The 20,266-nt window shown below is 54.2% G+C and carries 21 protein-coding genes; 12 read left to right on the forward strand and 9 right to left on the reverse strand.

What is annotated here, in order from left to right; all coding sequences use genetic code 11:
* Positions 1-9 precede the first annotated feature (9 nt).
* The gene (ribB, locus tag OGX84_RS20805; RefSeq protein WP_012135173.1) at positions 10-663 is read left to right on the forward strand and encodes a 3,4-dihydroxy-2-butanone-4-phosphate synthase; all 654 of its coding nucleotides are present in this window, start codon (positions 10-12) and stop codon (positions 661-663) included.
* 293 nt (positions 664-956) lie between these two features.
* Entirely contained in the window at positions 957-1,133 is a 177-nt protein-coding gene (locus OGX84_RS20810) for a hypothetical protein (RefSeq protein WP_012135172.1), read from the forward strand.
* A gap of 19 nt (positions 1,134-1,152) precedes the next feature.
* On the opposite strand, the gene zupT is transcribed toward OGX84_RS20810, so the two are convergent.
* Positions 1,153-1,926 carry a zinc transporter ZupT gene (gene zupT / locus OGX84_RS20815; protein ID WP_024130960.1) on the reverse strand — a complete coding sequence of 258 codons (774 nt, stop codon included), beginning with the start codon at positions 1,924-1,926 and terminating at the stop codon, positions 1,153-1,155.
* A 141-nt stretch (positions 1,927-2,067) separates the two neighbouring features.
* Here zupT and ygiD point away from each other — a divergent pair, with 141 nt between their 5' ends.
* The gene (gene ygiD / locus OGX84_RS20820) at positions 2,068-2,856 is read left to right on the forward strand and encodes a 4,5-DOPA-extradiol-dioxygenase (RefSeq protein WP_275165176.1); all 789 of its coding nucleotides are present in this window, start codon (positions 2,068-2,070) and stop codon (positions 2,854-2,856) included.
* Positions 2,857-2,941: 85 nt separating this feature from the next.
* On the opposite strand, the gene OGX84_RS20825 is transcribed toward ygiD, so the two are convergent.
* From OGX84_RS20825 to tolC, 3 genes are all read right to left on the reverse strand, one after another.
* The gene (locus tag OGX84_RS20825; protein ID WP_012135169.1) at positions 2,942-4,102 is read right to left on the reverse strand and encodes a glutathionylspermidine synthase family protein; all 1,161 of its coding nucleotides are present in this window, start codon (positions 4,100-4,102) and stop codon (positions 2,942-2,944) included.
* A gap of 5 nt (positions 4,103-4,107) precedes the next feature.
* On the reverse strand, positions 4,108-4,776 hold the full coding sequence (locus OGX84_RS20830) for a DUF1190 family protein (RefSeq protein WP_012135168.1): 669 nt from the start codon (positions 4,774-4,776) through the stop codon (positions 4,108-4,110).
* A gap of 215 nt (positions 4,777-4,991) precedes the next feature.
* Positions 4,992-6,461, reverse strand: a complete 1,470-nt coding sequence (gene tolC, locus OGX84_RS20835) for an outer membrane channel protein TolC (RefSeq protein WP_012135166.1) — start codon at positions 6,459-6,461, stop codon at positions 4,992-4,994.
* Positions 6,462-6,660: 199 nt separating this feature from the next.
* On the opposite strand from tolC, the gene nudF reads away from it, so the two are divergent.
* From nudF to parE, 5 genes are read left to right on the forward strand one after another with little or no spacing between them, the layout of a single operon-like run.
* The gene (gene nudF / locus OGX84_RS20840; RefSeq protein ID WP_024130957.1) at positions 6,661-7,293 is read left to right on the forward strand and encodes an ADP-ribose diphosphatase; all 633 of its coding nucleotides are present in this window, start codon (positions 6,661-6,663) and stop codon (positions 7,291-7,293) included.
* Complete coding sequence (locus OGX84_RS20845) at positions 7,290-7,712, forward strand: DUF1249 family protein (protein ID WP_012135164.1); 423 nt, start codon at positions 7,290-7,292, stop codon at positions 7,710-7,712. Before nudF ends, OGX84_RS20845 begins: the two co-directional genes overlap by 4 nt.
* A gap of 24 nt (positions 7,713-7,736) precedes the next feature.
* Positions 7,737-8,564: a 3',5'-cyclic-AMP phosphodiesterase gene (gene cpdA, locus OGX84_RS20850; RefSeq protein WP_112001543.1), complete on the forward strand. Its 828-nt coding sequence runs from the start codon at positions 7,737-7,739 to the stop codon at positions 8,562-8,564.
* Positions 8,564-9,145, forward strand: a complete 582-nt coding sequence (gene yqiA / locus OGX84_RS20855; protein WP_012135162.1) for an esterase YqiA — start codon at positions 8,564-8,566, stop codon at positions 9,143-9,145. Before cpdA ends, yqiA begins: the two co-directional genes overlap by 1 nt.
* Positions 9,146-9,173: 28 nt before the next feature.
* Positions 9,174-11,066 (forward strand): DNA topoisomerase IV subunit B, encoded by a 1,893-nt coding sequence (gene parE / locus OGX84_RS20860; protein WP_012135161.1) that lies wholly within the window; start codon positions 9,174-9,176, stop codon positions 11,064-11,066.
* A gap of 75 nt (positions 11,067-11,141) precedes the next feature.
* On the opposite strand, the gene OGX84_RS20865 is transcribed toward parE, so the two are convergent.
* Positions 11,142-11,993, reverse strand: a complete 852-nt coding sequence (locus tag OGX84_RS20865) for a helix-turn-helix transcriptional regulator (RefSeq protein WP_012135160.1) — start codon at positions 11,991-11,993, stop codon at positions 11,142-11,144.
* Positions 11,994-12,158: 165 nt separating this feature from the next.
* Here OGX84_RS20865 and OGX84_RS20870 point away from each other — a divergent pair, with 165 nt between their 5' ends.
* Genes OGX84_RS20870 through OGX84_RS20880 form a run of 3 tightly spaced genes read left to right on the forward strand, consistent with a single transcriptional unit; the run spans position 12,159 to position 16,505 of the window.
* A complete protein-coding gene (locus OGX84_RS20870; RefSeq protein WP_286458346.1) occupies positions 12,159-13,979 on the forward strand; it encodes a DUF2264 domain-containing protein in 1,821 nt (606 codons plus the stop codon).
* 32 nt (positions 13,980-14,011) lie between these two features.
* Entirely contained in the window at positions 14,012-15,280 is a 1,269-nt protein-coding gene (locus tag OGX84_RS20875; RefSeq protein WP_058668117.1) for an oligosaccharide MFS transporter, read from the forward strand.
* Between the two features lie 34 nt (positions 15,281-15,314).
* The gene (locus OGX84_RS20880) at positions 15,315-16,505 is read left to right on the forward strand and encodes a glycoside hydrolase family 88 protein (RefSeq protein WP_047461167.1); all 1,191 of its coding nucleotides are present in this window, start codon (positions 15,315-15,317) and stop codon (positions 16,503-16,505) included.
* Between the two features lie 125 nt (positions 16,506-16,630).
* On the opposite strand, the gene OGX84_RS20885 is transcribed toward OGX84_RS20880, so the two are convergent.
* The 4 genes from OGX84_RS20885 to qseB all read right to left on the reverse strand — a co-directional run bounded on the left by OGX84_RS20885 (position 16,631) and on the right by qseB (position 19,672).
* Entirely contained in the window at positions 16,631-16,945 is a 315-nt protein-coding gene (locus tag OGX84_RS20885; protein WP_012135156.1) for a putative quinol monooxygenase, read from the reverse strand.
* Positions 16,946-16,975: 30 nt separating this feature from the next.
* A complete protein-coding gene (locus OGX84_RS20890) occupies positions 16,976-17,557 on the reverse strand; it encodes an NAD(P)H-dependent oxidoreductase (protein WP_047461170.1) in 582 nt (193 codons plus the stop codon).
* Positions 17,558-17,666: 109 nt separating this feature from the next.
* The gene (qseC, locus tag OGX84_RS20895; RefSeq protein WP_286458348.1) at positions 17,667-19,016 is read right to left on the reverse strand and encodes a quorum sensing histidine kinase QseC; all 1,350 of its coding nucleotides are present in this window, start codon (positions 19,014-19,016) and stop codon (positions 17,667-17,669) included.
* Positions 19,013-19,672: a quorum sensing response regulator transcription factor QseB gene (qseB, locus tag OGX84_RS20900; RefSeq protein WP_012135153.1), complete on the reverse strand. Its 660-nt coding sequence runs from the start codon at positions 19,670-19,672 to the stop codon at positions 19,013-19,015. Before qseB ends, qseC begins: the two co-directional genes overlap by 4 nt.
* Positions 19,673-19,825: 153 nt before the next feature.
* On the opposite strand from qseB, the gene OGX84_RS20905 reads away from it, so the two are divergent.
* Positions 19,826-20,218 (forward strand): YgiW/YdeI family stress tolerance OB fold protein, encoded by a 393-nt coding sequence (locus tag OGX84_RS20905; RefSeq protein WP_012135152.1) that lies wholly within the window; start codon positions 19,826-19,828, stop codon positions 20,216-20,218.
* Positions 20,219-20,266: the final 48 nt, after the last annotated feature.

Raw genomic sequence — 20,266 nt, forward strand, 5'->3', positions numbered from 1 at the left:
TTTTTTACCATGAATCAGACGCTACTTTCCTCTTTTGGTACGCCTTTTGAACGTGTGGAACATGCGCTATCCGCGCTGCGTGAAGGACGCGGTGTGATGGTGCTTGACGATGAAGATCGCGAAAACGAAGGCGATATGATTTTCCCGGCCGAGACCATGACCGTTGAGCAGATGGCGCTGACCATTCGCCACGGCAGCGGCATTGTTTGTCTGTGCATCACTGAAGATCGTCGCAAGCAGCTCGATCTGCCGATGATGGTGGAGAACAATACCAGCGCCTACGGCACCGGTTTTACCGTGACCATTGAAGCCGCAAAAGGCGTGACTACCGGCGTTTCTGCCGCAGACCGCGTAACGACCGTTCGCGCAGCCATTGCCGATGGCGCGAAACCTGCCGATCTGCACCGTCCAGGCCACGTTTTCCCGCTGCGCGCGCAGCCGGGCGGCGTTCTGACCCGTGGCGGCCATACTGAAGCCACCATCGATCTGGTGACGCTGGCCGGGTTCAAACCTGCTGGCGTACTGTGCGAGCTGACGAATGACGATGGCACAATGGCGCGCGCGCCGGAATGCATCGCGTTTGCCGGTAAACACAACATGGCAGTAGTGACGATCGAAGATCTGGTGGCTTACCGCCAGGCGCACGAGCGTAAAGCCAGCTAATTCTGTAGGCCTGATAAGCGAAGCGCCATCAGGCGATGAGATGATAATAAAAACCGAAGCCGGTTCGCAGGCTTCGGTTTTTTGTGTTTACAGAGGTCATTAATCCCGCCGTTTATCCCTTATATTTTACTTTTTTAAACATCCCATCTGTTAATAAAAGCCCAACCTTTTTCTCTATGATCAAAATCATATTCTCGATTTCATACTGTGCCAGTATATAGGGCTACCTCAATATAGGTAGAAAAGGTTTTAACGCTAATTGTTTGGTAATATTAGATTTTAAGGGTAAGAGGATGTTTATCGCCTGGTATTGGCTCGTCTTAATTTTTCTGGTGATCGTAGGGTATTTTTGCCATATGAAACGCTATTGTAAGGCGTTTCGGCAGGACAGAGATGCGCTGCTGGAAATCCGCAATAAATTACTTCGTCGCGATGATGAAGAACGCGTTATGACCAAAGAGCAGGAATAAGCGCTTCCTGCTGCCTCTGTTATCCGATTCCCATCGCCTGAAGCACGACAAGACTCAACCCCATCACCGACATTCCACACAGTACGCCGTAGCTGGGATTATTATTAGGGTCGATCTCTTTTGCCAGCGGCATCAGCTCATCAACGGATAATGCCACCATAATTCCCGCGACGGCGGCCATGATGGACGCCATAACGACCGGTGAGATCAGGCTGCCCAGAATAAGCCACGCCATCACACCGCCAAGAATTTCCGCCATCCCGGAGATACCGGCCCAGAAAATTGCTGTCCGTTTTGAACCGGTTGCGGCGTAGACTGGCCCGGCGACCGCTAATCCTTCAGGAATATTGTGCAAGGCGACCGCCAGGGCAATGCCAAAACCCAATTCGAGGTTGCTGCTGGCGGTGACGAAGGTAGCGATACCTTCCGGGAAGTTGTGCAGGCTGATGCCCAGCGTCAGCAGGATGGCGGTGCGTTTTATCGAGCCGGGGAGAGGACGTGCGGTTTTTTGCACTAAATCTTGTGGATGGGCGTGGGGAAGCAGCCTGTCGAGACCGAAATAACCCAGCAAGCCGATAATAAACATGCCGTAACCCAGCACCGGAGACATGCCATCTGCCGCCAGCGCGGCTGGCAGCATCTCCATCAGCGAGATCAGCAGCATAATGCCTGCGGCGAATCCCAGTGAAAACGCCAGTACGCGGTTGGACGGTTTTTGCCCCAGCACGCCAAGAAACGCGCCAATAAAGGTGGCGGCGCCCGCCAGTAAGGTCAGAATTAAAGGTACTGACATCGACAACTCCTTATGATTCAACTGTCCGAACCTGACCTTCAAAATAACTGATGATCTTCATCATGGTTATCTGAGTTCTTCATCCATCGAAAAAGCGTATTGTGATGATATCAAAATGACTCCCTCAGTAAGGATATCATCATGTCTTCAACACGTATGCCAGCATTGTTTTTAGGTCACGGTAGCCCGATGAACGTTCTGGAAGATAATGTGTATACCCGCGCCTGGCGGCATCTGGGGGATACATTGCCGCGTCCAAAAGCGATTGTCGTTGTCTCGGCGCACTGGTTCACGCGAGGGACGGGCGTGACGGCGATGGAAGCGCCAAAGACGATCCATGATTTTGGCGGCTTTCCTCAGGCATTGTATGACACGCACTATCCTGCGCCCGGTTCGCCGGAACTGGCGCAACATCTGGTTGAGTTGCTGTCGCCGACGCCGGTCGCGCTGGATAAAGAGGCGTGGGGCTTTGATCACGGCTCCTGGGGCGTGTTGAGCAAGATGTACCCGAATGCGGATATCCCGATGGTGCAGTTGAGCATCGACAGCACCAAACCGGCGGCCTGGCATTTTGAAACAGGGCGCAAACTGGCGGCGTTGCGGGACGAAGGCATTATGCTGGTCGCCAGTGGCAACGTGGTGCATAACCTGCGCACGGCGCGCTGGCATGGCGAGAATACGCCCTACCCGTGGGCAACGTCATTCAATGAGTATGTGAAAGCGAATCTGACATGGCAGGGGCCGGTAGAACAGCATCCGCTGGTTAATTACCTCGATCATGAAGGAGGATCGCTGTCGAACCCAACGCCGGATCACTATCTGCCGCTGCTGTATGTGTTAGGCGCATGGGATGGCAAAGAGCCGGTGACGATTCCGGTTGACGGCATCGAGATGGGCAGCCTGAGTATGCTGTCGGTACAGGTGGGATGATTAATGCCCGATGGCGCTACGCTTGTCGGGCCTACGGCACGAATTGTAGGCCGGGTAAAGCGGAGCCGCCACCCGGCACAAGAGACTATTCGACAAAGATATGCGGGTAGAAGCGGGACAGATCCTGGGTGATCAACGCTCTGTCTTCGCGAATACCGATCCCGGCTGGTTGATCGTTGATCAACCAGCTGCCAATCAGCATATAGCTGTCGCCAAACTTTGGCAGCGGACAGAACTGCTGCACAATCATGCCTTCTTCGCCGTAAGGGCCTTCCACCGCTTCGATCGTTTTCCCGTTCTCAATGATGGAGACGTTAGCGCCTTCACGCGAGAAGATCGGTTTGACGACGAATTTTTCCATTTGCGGATAGTCATCTTCCGCAAAATAAGCCGGCAGCAGGTTAGGGTGATCCGGGAACATTTCCCATAACATTGGGAGCAGCGCTTTATTGGAGATAATGCTCTTCCAGGCCGGTTCCAGCCAGCGAACGCCAGCATCTTCCAGCTTGGTGGAGAACATTTCACGCAGCATAAATTCCCACGGATAGAGCTTAAACAGATTGGCAATCACCTGATCCTGCAAGTCCGAAAACTGACCTTTTTCACCCAGGCCGATATCTTCAATGTAGAGGAACTCGGTGGCGATTTCAGCTTCGGCGGCGCAGTCCTGTAGATACTGGATCGTCCCGCGATCTTCCACGGTGTCGCGACAGCAGGTGAGGTGCAGCAGTTGGAAGCCATACTGCTCACGCAGCTCGGCGAAGCGTTCGATCAGCTTTTCTTGCAGACTGTTAAACTGATCGCTGCCTTCCGGCAGGTTGCCCGCATTGAGCTGGTCTTCCAGCCAGATCCACTGGAAAAACGCGGCCTCATACAGTGAGGTCGGCGTATCGGCGTTATTTTCTAAAAGCTTAGGCTCCCCCGTGCCATCCCACGCCAGATCGAGGCGGGAATAGAGCGACGGCTGCTGCGTTTGCCAGGACTGACGTACAAAGCCCCAGGTATGCTTAGGAATGCGAAACTTCGTCATCAGCTCATCGCTGGCGATCACTTTCTCCACGACCTTAAGGCACATCTGGTGCAGTTCAGCGGTGACGTCTTCCAGCTTCTCAACCTGGTCGAGCGTCAGCTTGTAGTACGCGTCTTCACACCAGTACGGTTCCCCGTACATCGTGTGAAAATTAAAACCGTATTCGGTGGCTTTCTCGCGCCAGTCCGGGCGCTCAGTAATACTGATTCTTTCCATGCGTCTTAGCCGCCCATCGAACGATTCGAGGTGCCGGTGGCGCTACGCTGCATCGTGCTTTGTTTTGCCACTGATTCGCCAAAACCACCACGGGTAACGGTTGTGGTTGTGGCGGGCTTCGGCGCCATCGCGGTTTTCGGTACGGTCATGGTACGGCCAGGCTGTGCGGCGCCGTAGTTCTTGCCGCTGGCGTCGGTGTATTTACCGTAGGCCGGGCTGGCCGGGTTTTTTGAACTGAACAGTGGTTGCTGAGCAAAGCCCGCGCCGCCGCCCATCATTCGGCCCATCATATAGCCCGCCATCAGCGGCATCCAGAAGCTGCCGCTGGATTGCGCCTGCGCCTGATTTTCCGGCGCCATGCCTGCCTGAGCCGGCGCCTGCTGGCACTGGCCTTCGCCGAATTCAGCCACGCAGTCTTCACGCGTCGCGTATTTCGGCGCGGTACGTTCCGCTTCTTTCAGGGCATTGTTGAATGCGGTCGTACATTCAGCGTTTTTGCCCGGATTCGCCGCCGAGCAGTCGTCGGCGTTTTGATACAGCGAAACCGTTTCGTCGCTTTTTTCACAGCCGGCCAGCATAAAGACAGCGGTAACCGCCAGAGCAACCGGAGTAAGATGACGTGCGCTCCAGCTTTTGCGGAACGAGGCGTGATGTATAGATTTTGTCCGTTTCATTTTTGTCTTCCAGGACCCAGTGGTAAACACAATAAATAATGCTCAGGATAGTGGATGGCTGGTCGAAATTGAAGCGAGAAGAGGCGAGAATGCGGCAGAATGGCGGGATCTTTACGTTGCCTTACGTTCAGACAAGGTTTAGCGCCCGGTGGCGCGACGCTTACCCTGCCTGCGATCAGGTAGGCTCAATAAGCGAAGCGCCATCGGGCAATTCATCAGTTACGGAACGGGTTGTTACCGTTGCTGCTGGTGGAACGTGCTGAAGCTGGCTGAACCGTACTGGCATTATAGCCATCCGCCGCTGCATCCTGCTGCGGGGTTTCCGGCGCGACGTTGTCCGGGGATGTCGAGATCGGTTTACCCAGCGCATTGTTCAGCGCCACCAGATCCTGCTCGTTCAACGTACCGAGAGCATTCTTGATGTTCAGCTGGTTAATCAGATAGTTATAACGCGCATTCGCCAGTTGTTGCTTCGCTTCATACAGCGCGGTGGTGGCATCCAGCACGTCAACAATGGTACGCGTACCCACGGAATAACCGGCTTCGTTTGCATCCAAAGAGCTTTGCGCGGAAACAACGGCCTGTTTGTAAGCGTTAATGCTGCTGATAGAAGCATTAATGTTGTTGAAGGAGGAGCGCACGGTCTGCACGACGCTGCGGTGCGCGCTTTCCAGCTGTTCGCTCGCGCCAACAAAGTTGTACTGCGCCTGTTTCACCTGAGAGTTGACCATCCCACCCTGATACAGCGGCAGCGAGAAGCTCAGGCCGATTTTGTTCTGGCCCATATTGCTGTCGTCATACTGCGTGCTGTTATGGGTTTTAGAGCCGCTATAAGAGGTGTCAGACACGCCGGTAGAAGCGGTTAAATCCAGCGTTGGCAGATGGCCGTCCTGCGCCTGGCGGATTTGCTCGCGCGCCAGATCCTGGCTCAGACGCGCCTGCAACAGCGTCAGGTTACGGTTTTCGGCCTCTTTCAGCAGCGCGTTAACGGCCTGCGGCTTATCGGTTTTAAAGTTCGTGACATTCAGCGAAGCCAGTTCCGGGTAGTAGTTACCGGTGACCTGGCGCAGTTCTTCTACGGCGTTATCCAGATTGTTGCGGGCGGTGACTTCGTTCGCCAGCACGGTATCGTATTGTGCACGGGCGTTTTGCACGTCAGTGATAGCGACCAGGCCGACGTTAAAACGCTGGGTGGTTTGATCTAACTGACGATAAACGGCTTCTTTCTGCGCCTGCGTATAAGAGAGAACGTCAATGGCGTTCAGGACTTTAAAGTAGGCGCTCGCCGTATTGAGGATCAGCGTTTGCTGATCGGTCTGGAACGTGACGTCCTGGATACCTGCGGATTTTTCCTGCAACGTCAGCGCGCGCCATTTTGACATATCAAAAAGGGTCTGGGTTAATTGCAGAGAGGCGCTGGTGGCGTTGGAGTTGATGCCATTCGCATCACGATAGCCGTTGCTGTAGGTGTAATCGGCACCTAAACCCAGTTGCGGCAGTAAAGGACTACGCGCTTCGTTAATTTTTTCGAATGCAGCATCGCGATCGGCGGCGGATTTACGCAATTCCGGGTTGCTCAGGCGTGCTTGCTGATAAACTTGCATCAGGTTCTCTGCCTGGCTCAGTGTGCTGAACCCCGTCAGGCTCAGGCCGATAAGGATGGGGAGCAATTTCTTCATTTGCATTCCTTGTTGTGAAGCAGTATTTAGCGCTGATCAAATTGTAAAAATAATTGCTGATTCTAGCAGAATCCGCCACTGCAAAAAGTTGGCGTTACGTGCCATCCGGCGTTAATTTGCACCAATTTATCACAAGGTCGCTGAAACGGCAGTCAAACGCCCTTGAAATTCACATTTTAATCACTATTGGTACCAGGACAGCACAATGCATAAACCAGACAACTCGCCAATGACTTTCTCCAAAAACGATGTAGAAATTATTGCACGAGAAACGCTATATCGCGGTTTTTTTTCACTGGATCTCTATCGTTTCCGCCACCGCCTGTTCAACGGTGAAATGAGCGGTGAAGTGAAACGCGAAATTTTTGAGCGCGGCCACGCCGCAGTGTTGCTACCCTTTGACCCTGAGCGCGACGAAATTGTACTGGTCGAACAGATTCGTATCGCGGCGTATGACACCAGCGAGACTCCGTGGTTGCTGGAAATGGTCGCCGGGATGATCGAAGAGGGCGAAACCGTTGAGGAGGTCGCTCGTCGCGAAGCAATGGAAGAGGCCGGACTTGAGGTCAAACGGACGAAACCGGTCATGAGTTACCTGGCAAGCCCCGGCGGCACCAGCGAGCGTCTTTCTATTTTAGTGGGCGAAGTGGATGCCACGACCGCAAACGGGATTCATGGTCTGGCCGATGAAAACGAAGATATTCGTGTTCATGTGGTAAGTCGGGAGCAGGCTTACCAGTGGGTAGAAGAGGGGAAAATCGACAACGCGGCTTCTGTCATCGCTTTGCAATGGCTGCAACTGCACTATCAAGAGTTAAAACACGAGTGGAAAAAATGAAGCGTTACACACCTGACTTCCCTGAAATGATGCGCCTGTGCGAAACTAATTTTTCGCAATTGCGCCGCCTGTTGCCGCGCAATGACGCACCCGGCGAAACAGTAAGCTATCAGGTGGCCAACGCGCAATATCGGTTAACGATCGTTGAATCGACCCGATACACTACGCTTGTTGCGATCGAGCAGACGGCGCCAGCCATTACGTACTGGAGCCTGCCGTCACTTACGGTGCGCCTGTACCATGACGCGATGGTGGCCGAAGTGTGTTCAAGTCAGCAGATCTTTCGCTTCAAAGCGCGGTATGATTATCCAAATAAAAAGTTGCATCAACGCGACGAAAAGCATCAAATTAATCAGTTTCTGGCCGACTGGCTGCGTTACTGTTTAGCACATGGAGCGATGGCGATTCCGGTTTATTAGCGTCGTGAAACCTAAGGACACCATTTGGAAAGCCTGTTAACCCTTCCTCTGGCTGGTGAGGCCAGAGTCAGGATCTTACAAATTACCGATACTCACCTGTTTGCCGAAAAACATGAAACGCTGCTGGGCGTGAATACCTGGGAAAGTTACCAGGCGGTGCTGGATGCGATTCATGCCGGGCAGCACGAATATGATCTGATCGTGGCGACAGGTGATTTAGCGCAGGATCAAACGGCTGCGGCCTATCAGCACTTTGCTGAAGGTATCGCAAGCTTTCGCGCGCCTTGCGTTTGGTTGCCGGGTAACCATGACTTTCAGCCCGCGATGTACAGCGCGTTGCAGGAAGCGGGGATCTCCCCGGCCAAACGCGTGTTTATCGGCGATCAATGGCAAATCTTGCTGCTGGATAGCCAGGTTTTTGGCGTACCGCATGGTGAATTGAGCGACTTTCAGCTTGAATGGCTGGAGCGCAAACTTGCCGATGCGCCGGAGCGCCACACCTTGCTGCTTTTGCATCACCATCCATTGCCTTCGGGATGCAGCTGGCTGGATCAGCACAGCCTGCGTAACGCGGCCGAACTGGACAGCGTGCTGGCGAACTATCCACGCGTCAAATACCTGCTGTGCGGTCATATTCATCAGGAGCTGGATCTTGACTGGAATGGCCGCCGCCTGCTGGCGACGCCGTCCACCTGCGTCCAGTTCAAGCCACACTGCGCGAACTTCACGCTGGACACGATAGGGCCAGGCTGGCGGACGCTGGAACTGTACGCCGGGGGTTCTCTGGAAACGCAAGTGCATCGTCTGCCGGGGACTCAATTCCGACCCGATACCGCTTCGGAAGGATACTGATGTCTACGCTTCTTTATCTGCATGGGTTTAATAGCTCTCCGCGTTCGGCAAAGGCATGTCAGCTTAAAAGCTGGCTGGCGGAGCGCCACCCTCATGTTGAGATGATCGTGCCGCAACTGCCGCCGTATCCTGCCGATGCGGCAGAGTTGCTGGAATCTATCGTGCTTGAACACGGTGGAGCGCCGCTCGGCGTCGTTGGATCGTCGCTGGGCGGCTATTACGCCACCTGGCTGTCGCAGTGTTTTATGTTGCCTGCGGTGGTGGTGAACCCGGCGGTGCGGCCGTTTGAACTGTTGACCGACTACCTCGGTCAGAACGAGAACCCCTACACCGGGCAGCAATATGTGCTAGAGTCTCGCCATATTTACGATCTTAAAGTCATGCAGATTGACCCGCTGGAAGCGCCGGATTTGATCTGGCTGCTGCAACAGACGGGGGATGAAGTGTTGGACTACCGCCAGGCGGTGGCGTATTACGCCTCCTGCCGCCAGACCGTTATCGAGGGCGGAAACCATGCATTCACGGGCTTCGAAGATTATTTCAACCAGATTGTCGATTTCCTTGGACTGCACAGTTTCTGACAATCAATTCGAATTGCTAATTTAAATCATGACGCAAACTTATAACGCTGATGCCATTGAGGTACTCACTGGGCTTGAGCCGGTACGCCGCCGCCCGGGGATGTACACCGATACAACCCGCCCGAACCATCTTGGGCAGGAAGTGATTGATAACAGTGTGGATGAAGCACTGGCGGGTCACGCAAAACGCGTGGATGTGATTTTACATGCCGATCAGTCACTGGAAGTGATTGATGACGGCCGTGGGATGCCGGTGGATATCCACCCGGAAGAGGGCGTTCCGGCGGTTGAACTGATCCTCTGCCGACTGCATGCGGGCGGTAAGTTCTCCAACAAGAACTACCAGTTCTCCGGCGGTCTGCACGGGGTGGGGATTTCCGTCGTCAACGCCTTGTCAAAACGCGTGGAAGTCACCGTGCGTCGTGATGCCCAGGTCTATAGCATCGCCTTTGAAAACGGCGAGAAAGTGCAGGATCTTCAGGTTGTCGGGACATGCGGTAAACGTAATACCGGCACCAGCGTTCACTTCTGGCCGGATGAAACCTTTTTCGACAGCCCGCGTTTTTCCGTCTCTCGCTTAACCCATATCCTGAAAGCGAAAGCGGTGCTGTGCCCTGGCGTTGAAATCACCTTTAAAGATGAGGTCAACAATAGCGAGCAGCGCTGGTGCTATCAGGATGGCCTGAACGACTATCTGGGCGAAGCGGTTAACGGCCTGCCGACCCTTCCTGAAAAACCGTTTATCGGTAATTTTGCCGGTGATACGGAAGCCGTAGACTGGGCGCTGCTGTGGCTGCCGGAAGGCGGCGAGCTGCTGACAGAAAGCTACGTTAACCTGATTCCGACAATGCAGGGCGGCACTCATGTGAACGGGCTGCGCCAGGGTCTGCTGGACGCGATGCGTGAATTCTGCGAATACCGCAATATTCTGCCGCGCGGCGTGAAGCTGTCTGCGGAAGATATCTGGGATCGCTGCGCTTACGTGCTCTCGGTGAAGATGCAGGACCCGCAGTTCGCCGGGCAGACCAAAGAGCGTCTCTCTTCGCGCCAGTGTGCGGCGTTTGTGTCGGGTGTGGTGAAAGACGCCTTCAGCCTGTGGCTGAATCAGAACGTTCAGTCTGCGGAGCTGCTGGCGGAGATGGCCATTTCCAGCGCCCAGCGTCGACTGCGCGCGGCGAAGAAAGTGGTGCGCAAAAAGCTGACCAGCGGCCCGGCTCTGCCGGGTAAACTGGCGGACTGTACCGCGCAGGATCTCAATCGTACCGAACTGTTCCTCGTGGAAGGGGACTCGGCGGGCGGTTCCGCCAAGCAGGCGCGCGATCGTGAATATCAGGCGATCATGCCGCTGAAAGGTAAAATCCTCAACACCTGGGAAGTATCTTCCGATGAAGTGCTGGCATCGCAGGAAGTACACGATATTTCTGTGGCGATCGGCATCGATCCAGACAGCGACGATCTGAGCCAGCTGCGTTACGGCAAGATCTGTATCCTGGCGGATGCGGACTCCGATGGTCTGCACATCGCCACGCTGCTCTGCGCCCTGTTTGTGAAGCACTTCCGCACGCTGGTGAAGCACGGGCACGTCTACGTCGCGCTGCCGCCGTTGTACCGTATCGATCTCGGCAAAGAGGTCTACTATGCGCTGACGGAAGAAGAGAAAGCGGGCGTGCTGGAACAGTTGAAGCGTAAGAAAGGCAAGCCGAACGTGCAGCGCTTTAAAGGTCTGGGTGAAATGAACCCGATGCAGCTACGCGAAACCACGCTCGATCCGAACACCCGTCGCCTGGTGCAGCTCACTATCAGCGACGAAGACGATCAGCGTACCAACGCCATGATGGATATGCTGCTGGCGAAGAAACGCTCCGAAGACCGCCGCAACTGGTTGCAGGAAAAAGGCGATATGGCGGATCTCGACGCGTAATCGACCATTGAATGCCTTATCCGGCCTACGCTCGCATTGTGCCCGTAGGCCGGATAAGCGAAGCGTCATCCGGCGTTACTGTCTATGCCGCTTGCGATACTGTAACGGCGTTTCGCCAATCCCTTTGCCAAAGGCACTAATAAAGTACGTCACGTCTGAAAACCCCACCTGTCGGGCAATCTCCCGCACACTCTCCTCGCTGTGTAACAACGCTTCGCAGGCTTTGCGTAACCGAAGGGTATTAAGATAATTGAGGATGCTTTCACCGGTTTCAAAATGAAAGCGCCGGGAAATGTAGCTTTTTGATTTTCCTGACTCTTCTGCCAGCTCGCTGAGGCTGAATTTACGGGTGTAATTCTCATCCAGCCAGAACATCACCTGGCTTGCTATTCCGGTGCCAATCTCCGTCATATTGACGTTATCTTCGGGCAACAGGCTAAATAAACTCAATAACAGGCAGGAAATCTGTTCGGCGTTAAGCGGCTTGAGCGCTGCCATTTTCTCGTAACGGCTGAAGAGAAAATCAACGTGCGGGTGAATATCCGCCACATCGAATACTCTGGCCTCGCCGCCACGTACGGTCAGACTTTGCAGACGCTGTTGATTAAGCGGAAAATCGCGCAGCACTTTCAGTACCGCATGCTGATCGAGGTGAATAATGGTTCGGCGGTAGTGGTCTTGCGCCTGCTCATCCACCATGATTTTATGCAGGGTAAAGGGCGGGAAAAAGAACAATCGACCTGGCCGCATGGTGTATTGCTGGTGATCGACGATCACCACGCCAAATCCTTCCTCCACATACAGCACCTCCAGACACTGATGCCAGTGGTGATAGCGAACCGAGTTAGCAAATAATCGACTAAATGACGCAATGGCGTCATTGAGCGCGATCAGCTCCAGATGTTCCTGAGATGAGGGTGCATTCATAGTGCAACAGATCTAAATTTTTGCCGCTGAATTCTGGTTTATAAACCTTGTTTTTAAATTTTTTCAATCACTGTTTTATTTTAATTCTATTGGTGTGATTGAGATAACATTTCCGCTTGTCGGCGATTCACTATCCTTTAGCCACTTAATTCAGAGGGGCAGAGTATGTGGTCGGCAACTGAAGAAAAATCAAATCCATTGTCATTCCGTGAAGACGTAATCAGCGCCGTCACAACGATGCTGAGCGCGCTGGATAAACAGTTTCCCGCAGGGGCGGCGCAGTTTTCACTGGGTGACACCTGCGCGCACTACAGTGTGGATATCGCCTGCATGGAAGGGCTCTCCAGAGCGTTATGGGGTCTGTTTCCTCTGATGGCTGGCGGCGCTGAGGTGCCGTTTGCTGATAAGTATATTCAGGCGATTAAACTCGGCACCAATCCACTCAGTCCGCACTACTGGGGCGATACCGACCCTTACGATCAGCGCCTGGTTGAGATGGCCGCCTACGGCCTCGGCCTGGCGTTGCTGCAAACGCGTTTAACCGACAAGTTCAGCGAAACGGAACTGGCGAATCTTCATCGCTGGCTAAACCAGATCACCGACGCGCAAATGCCGGACAGCAACTGGAACTACTTTGCGATTATCGTCCAGTTGGGTTTCAAACGTGCCGGGCTGCCGTTCGATCAGGCGGCGATCGACCGCCGTTTTACGATGATGGAAGCGTACTACCTGGGTGACGGCTGGTATGCCGATGGCCCCGGTCGCCCAAAAGATTACTACATCTCGATGGCTTTCCATTTTTACGGGCTGCTGTACGCCACGCTGAACCCGGAAGATGCTGCCCGTGCCGCCACCCTGCGCGAACGCGCTCGCCTGTTTGCCGCTGATTTTATCTACATGTCGGCAGCAGATGGCGCATCCGTACCGTTTGGCCGCAGTCTGACCTATCGCTTTGCGATGGTCGCGTTCTGGAGCGCGGCGGCGTTTGCTGAGCTGGATGTCTTCTCGCCGGGCGTGATTAAAGGGGTGATCCTGCGGCATCTGCGCTGGTGGCAGCAGCAGCCGATTGTCGATCGTGACGGCATTCTGACGCTGGGGTTTGCTTATCCGAATCTGGCGATGTGTGAAGATTACAACTCGCCGGGCTCCCCTTACTGGGCGCTGAAGGTTTTTTTGATCCTCGCCTTGCCGGACGATCACGCTTTCTGGCAGGCCGAAGAACTCCCGTTGCCGCAATGCGCAGAAAAACACGTTATTCCCCATGCCGCACAAATTTTGCAGCACAGTGAGAATTCGGACCATGTCACGATGCTGACTTCGGGCCAGCTTGAACTGAATAACTACGTTAACACCGAAGCGAAATACACGAAGTTTGCCTACTCCAGCCGTTTTGGTTTCACCATTGAACGCGGACGCTATGGCCTTAAACATGCGGCGTGCGACTCCATGCTGCTGCTGGCGGATGGCGACAACTATTTCCGTGGCCGCCGTTGCTGCGATGAAGTGCGGGTCGATGAGAACTTTATTTTTTCCCGCTGGTCTCCGTGGCATGACGTCACAGTCGAGACCTGGCTGGTGCCCTTCGGCGAGTGGCATCTTCGCCTGCACCGCATCCACAGCGCGCGAACGTTGCAAACCGTGGAAGGCGGCTTTGCGGTGATGAAAGCGGCGCATCAGCTCAGTGAGCGCGGATGCTACCTGGCGGCGGAGAACGGATGCAGCACGATCGTCGATCTGTCGCCCGCGCTGGCCCGCCAGCCGGACAGCATTATTACGCCGCCGAACAGCAGCATTATGTTTGCACAATGCGCCGCGATTCCACTGCTTACCACAGAAATTGCACAGGGAGAAAGCTGGCTGTGTTGCGCGGTTTCTGCTTCCGGGCAACAGAAAAAATATACGGCAATTCCGCAACTGCAAATAAACGATAACCAGGTGGTTATTCGCGAACCAGAAAGCGCACGCCAGTTATCGTTCTTTTTATAAAACTCTGGCCCCTACACGTTGGCGAGGATGGTATGAAAAATTGTTCAACAAATAACAGAACTGAATATTATAAAATCAGTAGCTTTATATTCCTCTATTTCTTTACCTGGTCTGCCAGTATTGGTTTACTGGCCATCTGGCTGGGGCAGAAAGCACAGCTAAGCGGCACGGTTATTGGTACGGTGTTTGCGGTAAACGGTATTTTTGCGGTCATTCTGAAGCCCATTTATGGCTACATTCTCGATAAAATCGGCATGAGCAAATACCTGCTCTATTTTGTTGTGATGATATCGGCACTAATGGCGCCATTCTTTATTTATGTTTATCAGCCATTATTGCTTTCAAACACCATGCTGGGCATTGTTATCGGCGCGATTTACCTGAGCTTTGCCTGGTATGCTGGCGTGGCGGCTTGTGAATCCTACTCTGACCGCTTCAGCCGTCTTAACGGCATGGAGTTTGGCCAAATACGCATGTGGGGCTCGCTGGGGTGGGCGGTGGCGTCGTCGTTTTCCGGCCTGCTGTTTAACCTCTCTCCGGCGTATAACTTCATTATGGGCAGCGTGGCGTCGGTGGTGATGCTGGTGGTACTGCTGAGTCTGAAAGTGAATGTGAATGCGGCAAACGCAGCGGACGTGCTGACAAAAGAGAAAATCGTCCCGGCGGATGTCTACGCTCTGTTGCGCAGCCGTAAGTTCTGGGCGTTCTGTCTGTATGTCGCCGGCGTGGCGTGGATGATGTTTATCGCAGAGCAGCAGTTCTCCCGCTACTTTGTCACCTTCTTCTCTGACGTTCATGAAGGCAACGCGGTGTTTGGCTATCTGGGAACCGTGCAGTCGGGAATGGAATTTGTCATGTATATGGTGGTTCCATTATTTGTTAACGCGATCGGCGCTAAACGCGGTTTGTTGATTGTGGGGGCGCTGGTTGGCGCGCGTCTGATTATTTCCGGGCTGTGTGATTCACACCTGCTCATCTCCGTACTGAAGCCGCTGTATGGTCTGGAAATCTGTCTGCTGTTGGTTTCGGTCTTTAAATACATTGCTGAACACTTTGATAAACGCGTCAATGCGACCATGTATTTATTGGGCTATCAGGCGATGCTGTATGTCGGCAATGTGGTGATCTCTTCACCTGCCGGATTAATGTATGACCGAATTGGTTTTGAGAAAACGTATATCATCATGGGGATGATTGCGCTGACCTTTACGCTTATTTCGGCATTTACCTTATCGGCATGTCAGAGTAAATCCCGCCATCGTACTGCTATTGAGATCGCCGAAAATAATACGGCGCATTAAATTTCATTGGGTTTAATTTAGAAGGAACCGAAATATGTTAAATCATATCGTTGAGGAAACGTTGCGCGCATTTCCTGGCAGCCCGGTTGACGCCGGAACTTTTCAGGATGAAATGATCGGCGCGCGTGAACACGTCCTCGAACTGATTAGCCGTCATTTAACGGAATTCGGTGAAAAATTTCCTGCCGAAACCTGCGTTAAAGGTTATTACCCGTTAACTGACAACGTTGAGTGGACTACCAGCTTCTGGACCGGGCAACTGTGGCTGGCGTGGGAGATGAGCGGCGAGGCGAAATATCGTGAACTGGCGGAAAAACATGTGCGTTCTTTTGGCCTGCGTATTGCCGGACGCCATGACACCAACACCCACGATCTGGGGTTCCTTTATACCCTGTCCTGCGTCGCAGCCTGGCGACTGACGGGCAACCGCGATGCGCGTGGTTTTTCGCTGATGGCGGCGGAAGCGCTACTGGAGCGTTTCCATGAAAAGGCGCAGATTATCCAGGCGTGGGGCGATCTTAACGATCCCGAACAGGCCGGGCGGATGATCATCGACTGCAACATGAACCTGCCGCTGCTGTACTGGGCGAGCGAGCAGACGGGCGATCCGCGTTTTGCCGAGGCGGCAAAAGCCCATGTGGCGCAGGCCGCGAAATACCTGATTCGTGAAGATGCGTCTACCTTCCATACTTACTACATGGATGTGAAAACCGGCGCGCCGCGTTACGGCAACACCCAGCAGGGTTATGCGGATGATTCATGTTGGTCGCGCGGTCAGGCGTGGGGGATTTATGGCTTCCTGCTGAGCTATATCTACACGGGCGACAAAGAGATGGTGGCGCTGTCGAAAAAGCTGGCGAACTATTTCCTTAATCGCCTGCCGGAAGACGCGGTCTGCCATTGGGATCTGGCGCTGGTGGGGACAGACGCGCTGCGTGACGCCTCGTCGGCGGCGATTGCCGTGTGCGGCCTGCTGGAGTTGATCAAACACCTGCCCGTGACCGATCCGGATCGTGAGCGTTATCAGCAGTGGGCGATGGGAATAATGTCATCGCTAACGAAGCGCTATCTGATGGCGAAAAATGAGAAGGGGAACGGGCTGTTGAAACATTCGGTGTACCACCTTTCGAGCAACAAAGGGGTCGATGAGTGTGCTAGCTGGGGGGATTATTTCTACGTGGAAGCGTTAACGCGTTTTACCCAGTGCTGGAAGCTGTACTGGTAACCATATTGCCCGGAATTGCCTGGAATTGCCCGGTGGCACTGCGTTTACCGGGCCTACATTCAGGGAATGCGCTGTCGTGCTGTAGGCCGGATAAGCGAAGCGCCATCCGGCATTTAGCGCAAAACTTAAACGCCTGACTCCAGAATACGGATACTTGTTTCCAGCACGTCGCCTTTAACGGCTTCGGCGTAGGCTTTCATATGCGGGGTTTGCAAATGCGCTTCGAGATGCGCAACGCTTTCCCACTGTTCAACCATCACGATTGAGTCAGGTGCGGTCGTCTGAAAGGCCACGCCCGCAGCGTGATCGACCATCGGCGCGTAGCCGTGGCAACCCTCTTCTTTCAGCACGGTCGGAATGATTTTGGCAAACTGATCCAGTACCGCCTGACGGTGATGTTGACCTGGACGGGTACGGATTTCAGCAATGACAGTAAGCATGGTTAACTCCTTCTAATTCCAGGCTACTAGTTAACCAAAAATCTCGCTCAGATGCTTGCGATATTCTGCGATATAACGCGGGACATCCGGCATTTTGATGACGTCATTGGTGATAAAGGTCGGCAGCGCTTCCATTCCGAGGAACTGATTGGCCTTGTGGAACGGCAGGTATACGCCATCCACGCCAACGCCGTGGAAGAACTGATCGTTGTCGGTGAAGGCCTCCATCGGTGCGTTCCAGGTCAGAGAAAGCATGTATTTTTTCCCCTGAATCAGACCGCCGGAACCGTATTTTTTTGACGCGTCCGAACGGGTGCGGCCATCGCTGGCGTACAGCGTACCGTGGCCTTCGGTAAAGACGTCATCCATGTATTTTTTCACGGTCCACGGCGCGCCCATCCACCAGCCAGGCATCTGCCAGATAACCACGTCAGCCCAGACGAAGTGCTGGACTTCGGCTTTGACATCGTAATCACTTTCAGCGCGGACGATTTTGACATCATGCCCGAGGTCGCGCAGAAGGCCATCCGCCACTTCGGTCAGGGTGTCGTTTAACTGACCATTGGAGTGCGCAAATTTTTTCGCCCCGTTGATAATCAGAATGTTGCTCATTATTTGTCCTCTCAGGAATGCGTTTGAAACAGATTTTACGCAGATGAGCGGCCCGGCGAAATGAGCAAAATGTGCAAAGTCTTTTGCTCATCGCGCAATAATCTCGCGATCACCAGGTTACTACGGCTTCAAAGCCTCCTTCCGGCGCATTGCCAAACGAGACGCTCATCCCATGCAGCGAGGCGATGCGGCGGACAATCGACAAACCCAGACCACTGCCGGTGACGCTCTGACCTGGCGGGCGATAGAATCGTTCGCCGATACGCGCCAGCACCGCCGGCGAAACGCCGGGGCCATTATCCCGGACGGTAAAATACCGGGCATTCAGCGTCACGTTCACCACGCTGCCCTGTGGGCTGTAACGAATGGCGTTATCCAGCAAATTGCGCACCAGCAGGCTGAGCAGCAGCGGTTGGCCCGTGCGCGTGACGTTGTGGGCGTTAACGTGCAGACGCACGTCAATATGCGCCTGCTGGGCCGGTTGCCAGATATCCATCACGGCGGATTGCAGTAGCGCCTCCAGCGAGACTTCCGCGACATCTTGCAGGTTATCGAACGAGTCGAGCCGTGAAAGAGTTAAGAGTTGGTCCACCAGGCGCGTGGCGCGCTCAATCCCCGTATGCAGTTGCATGAGCGCTTTTTGACGCGCCTGCGGGTCGTCGTCCGAGAGTTGCGCCACCTCGGTTTGTACTTTCAGCGCAGTGAGCGGGCTGCGTAACTCATGCGCCGCGTCTGACGTGAATTGCCGCTCGCGCACCATCATCGAATGCGTACGGGCAAATAACTGGTTGAGCGCGCCGACTAACGGACGAACCTCACTTGGCACACCCTTATCGTCAAGCGGCTCTTCCGATTCCGGGGAGCGCAAACGTAGCGCCTGGGCGAGCTTTTTCAGCGGCCTGAGCTCCCGGCTAAGCAGCACAATCAGGATGAGCAGCATCAGCGGAAGCGCGATCAGCCACGGCGTTAGCTGCGCGGTGACAATCGCCAGAGCCATATCCTCGCGATACTCCAGCTCCTGAGCGACGACGATACGGTACTTGCCATCCGCAGAGGTCAGCCAGACAAAACGCCATTTATCATCATCGCCATTCAGGTATCCGTCATCAAAACCTTCCCGACGGTAGCTGTAGGGAATATCCCGGCCATTATCGCCATCGTTCAGCACCATCCTGCCGTCGGCGGTATACACCGCAAAGGCCAGCACATCGTCATCGACATGACCATGCTTCAATTTTTTCGGCGTCTGCGCCATCCGTTCAGGCGCCGAGATTTCGTTGACATCCAGAGTAATAAGGCGCTTCGCAAACAGCATGAGCTGGGTATCAAACAGCTCGTCGACGTTGTCGGTCGTCTGTTTCCAGGCCACGAAGCTGGAGGCCACCCAGGTGATGGCGGCCAGGATCAGAAAAATAAGCGTGAGCCTGACGCGCAGGCTGAGACGTTGTGTGAGTTTCATGGGTTGCCCAGGGTGTAGCCGATCCCGTGTACGGTGCGGATAAAATCACTGCCCAGCTTACGGCGTAAGTGATGAACATGTACCTCAATGGTATTGCTGGAGACATCTTCGTCCCAGGTATACAGCTTCTCTTCGATGAGCTTACGCGGCAACACGCGCCCGACGTTGCGCATCAGCAGCTCCAGCAGGGCAAACTCTTTCGGCTTCAGGGGCAGCGGATCGCCTGCCAGCGTCGCGACCAGATTACCGGGATTGAGCGTAACCTGGCCGTGGCGCAGTTCGTTGCTCACCTGGCCGTTAGCGCGGCGTAACAGCGCCTCCAGGCGGGCGGCGACTTCAATCAGCGCGAAAGGTTTGCACAGATAGTCGTCCGCCCCCAGACGCAGCCCCTCCACGCGCTCCGCCAGTGCATCGCGCGCCGTCAGAATCAGTACGGGTTCGCGTTTTCCCTGTTCACGCCATTCGCGCAGGATATCCCGTCCGTCCATCCCCGGTAGCGTAAGGTCGAGGATCACAGCATCATAAGGCGCGCTGTAGAGCGCTTCTTTACCCTGACGACCTTCGGTGAACCAGTCGACGCTGAATCCCATTTTGCTTAAACCCGCCTTGATGCCGTCGCCAATCAGCGCGTCATCTTCTACCAGTAAAATACGCATATGTTCATCCCTGCGGTGACTCTTTCTCTCGCCAGTAAACCCTGTCGTGGCGCGCGTTGTACAGAAAAAAAAGTATCTTTTTTTGCCTTAAGAAGTTGTTAAGGATTACCTTATTTAATTGAGACGAAACAGCGTAAAAAGGGAGAGAGAGTCATGAAAAAATTGGCTGCAATGGTTGCCGTAATGGCGTTGTGTTCCGCTCCGGTTCTGGCGGCTCAGCAAGGTGGATTTTCTGGCCCGACGGCGACGCAAAGTCAGGGCGGCGGGTTTGTTGGCCCGAACGGGAGTAATACGACCGTAGAAAGCGCGAAATCAATGCGTGATGACGCCTGGGTCACGCTGCGCGGTAACATCGTTGAGCGTATCTCCGACGATCTGTATCTGTTCAAGGACGCCACCGGGACGGTGAATGTCGATATCGACCACAAACGCTGGAACGGCGTTACCGTAACGCCGCAGGACCTGGTTGAAATCCAGGGCGAAGTGGATAAAGACTGGAATTCCGTTGAAATCGACGTGAAGCAAATCACCAAAGTCGCCAAATAAACCCCATCAGGGCCGCACTCGCGGCCCTTTTTCTTTGTGACTCAACGC

Source organism: Citrobacter sp. CK202 (assembly GCF_030333225.1).
Taxonomy (GTDB): Bacteria; Pseudomonadota; Gammaproteobacteria; order Enterobacterales; family Enterobacteriaceae; genus Citrobacter_B; species Citrobacter_B koseri.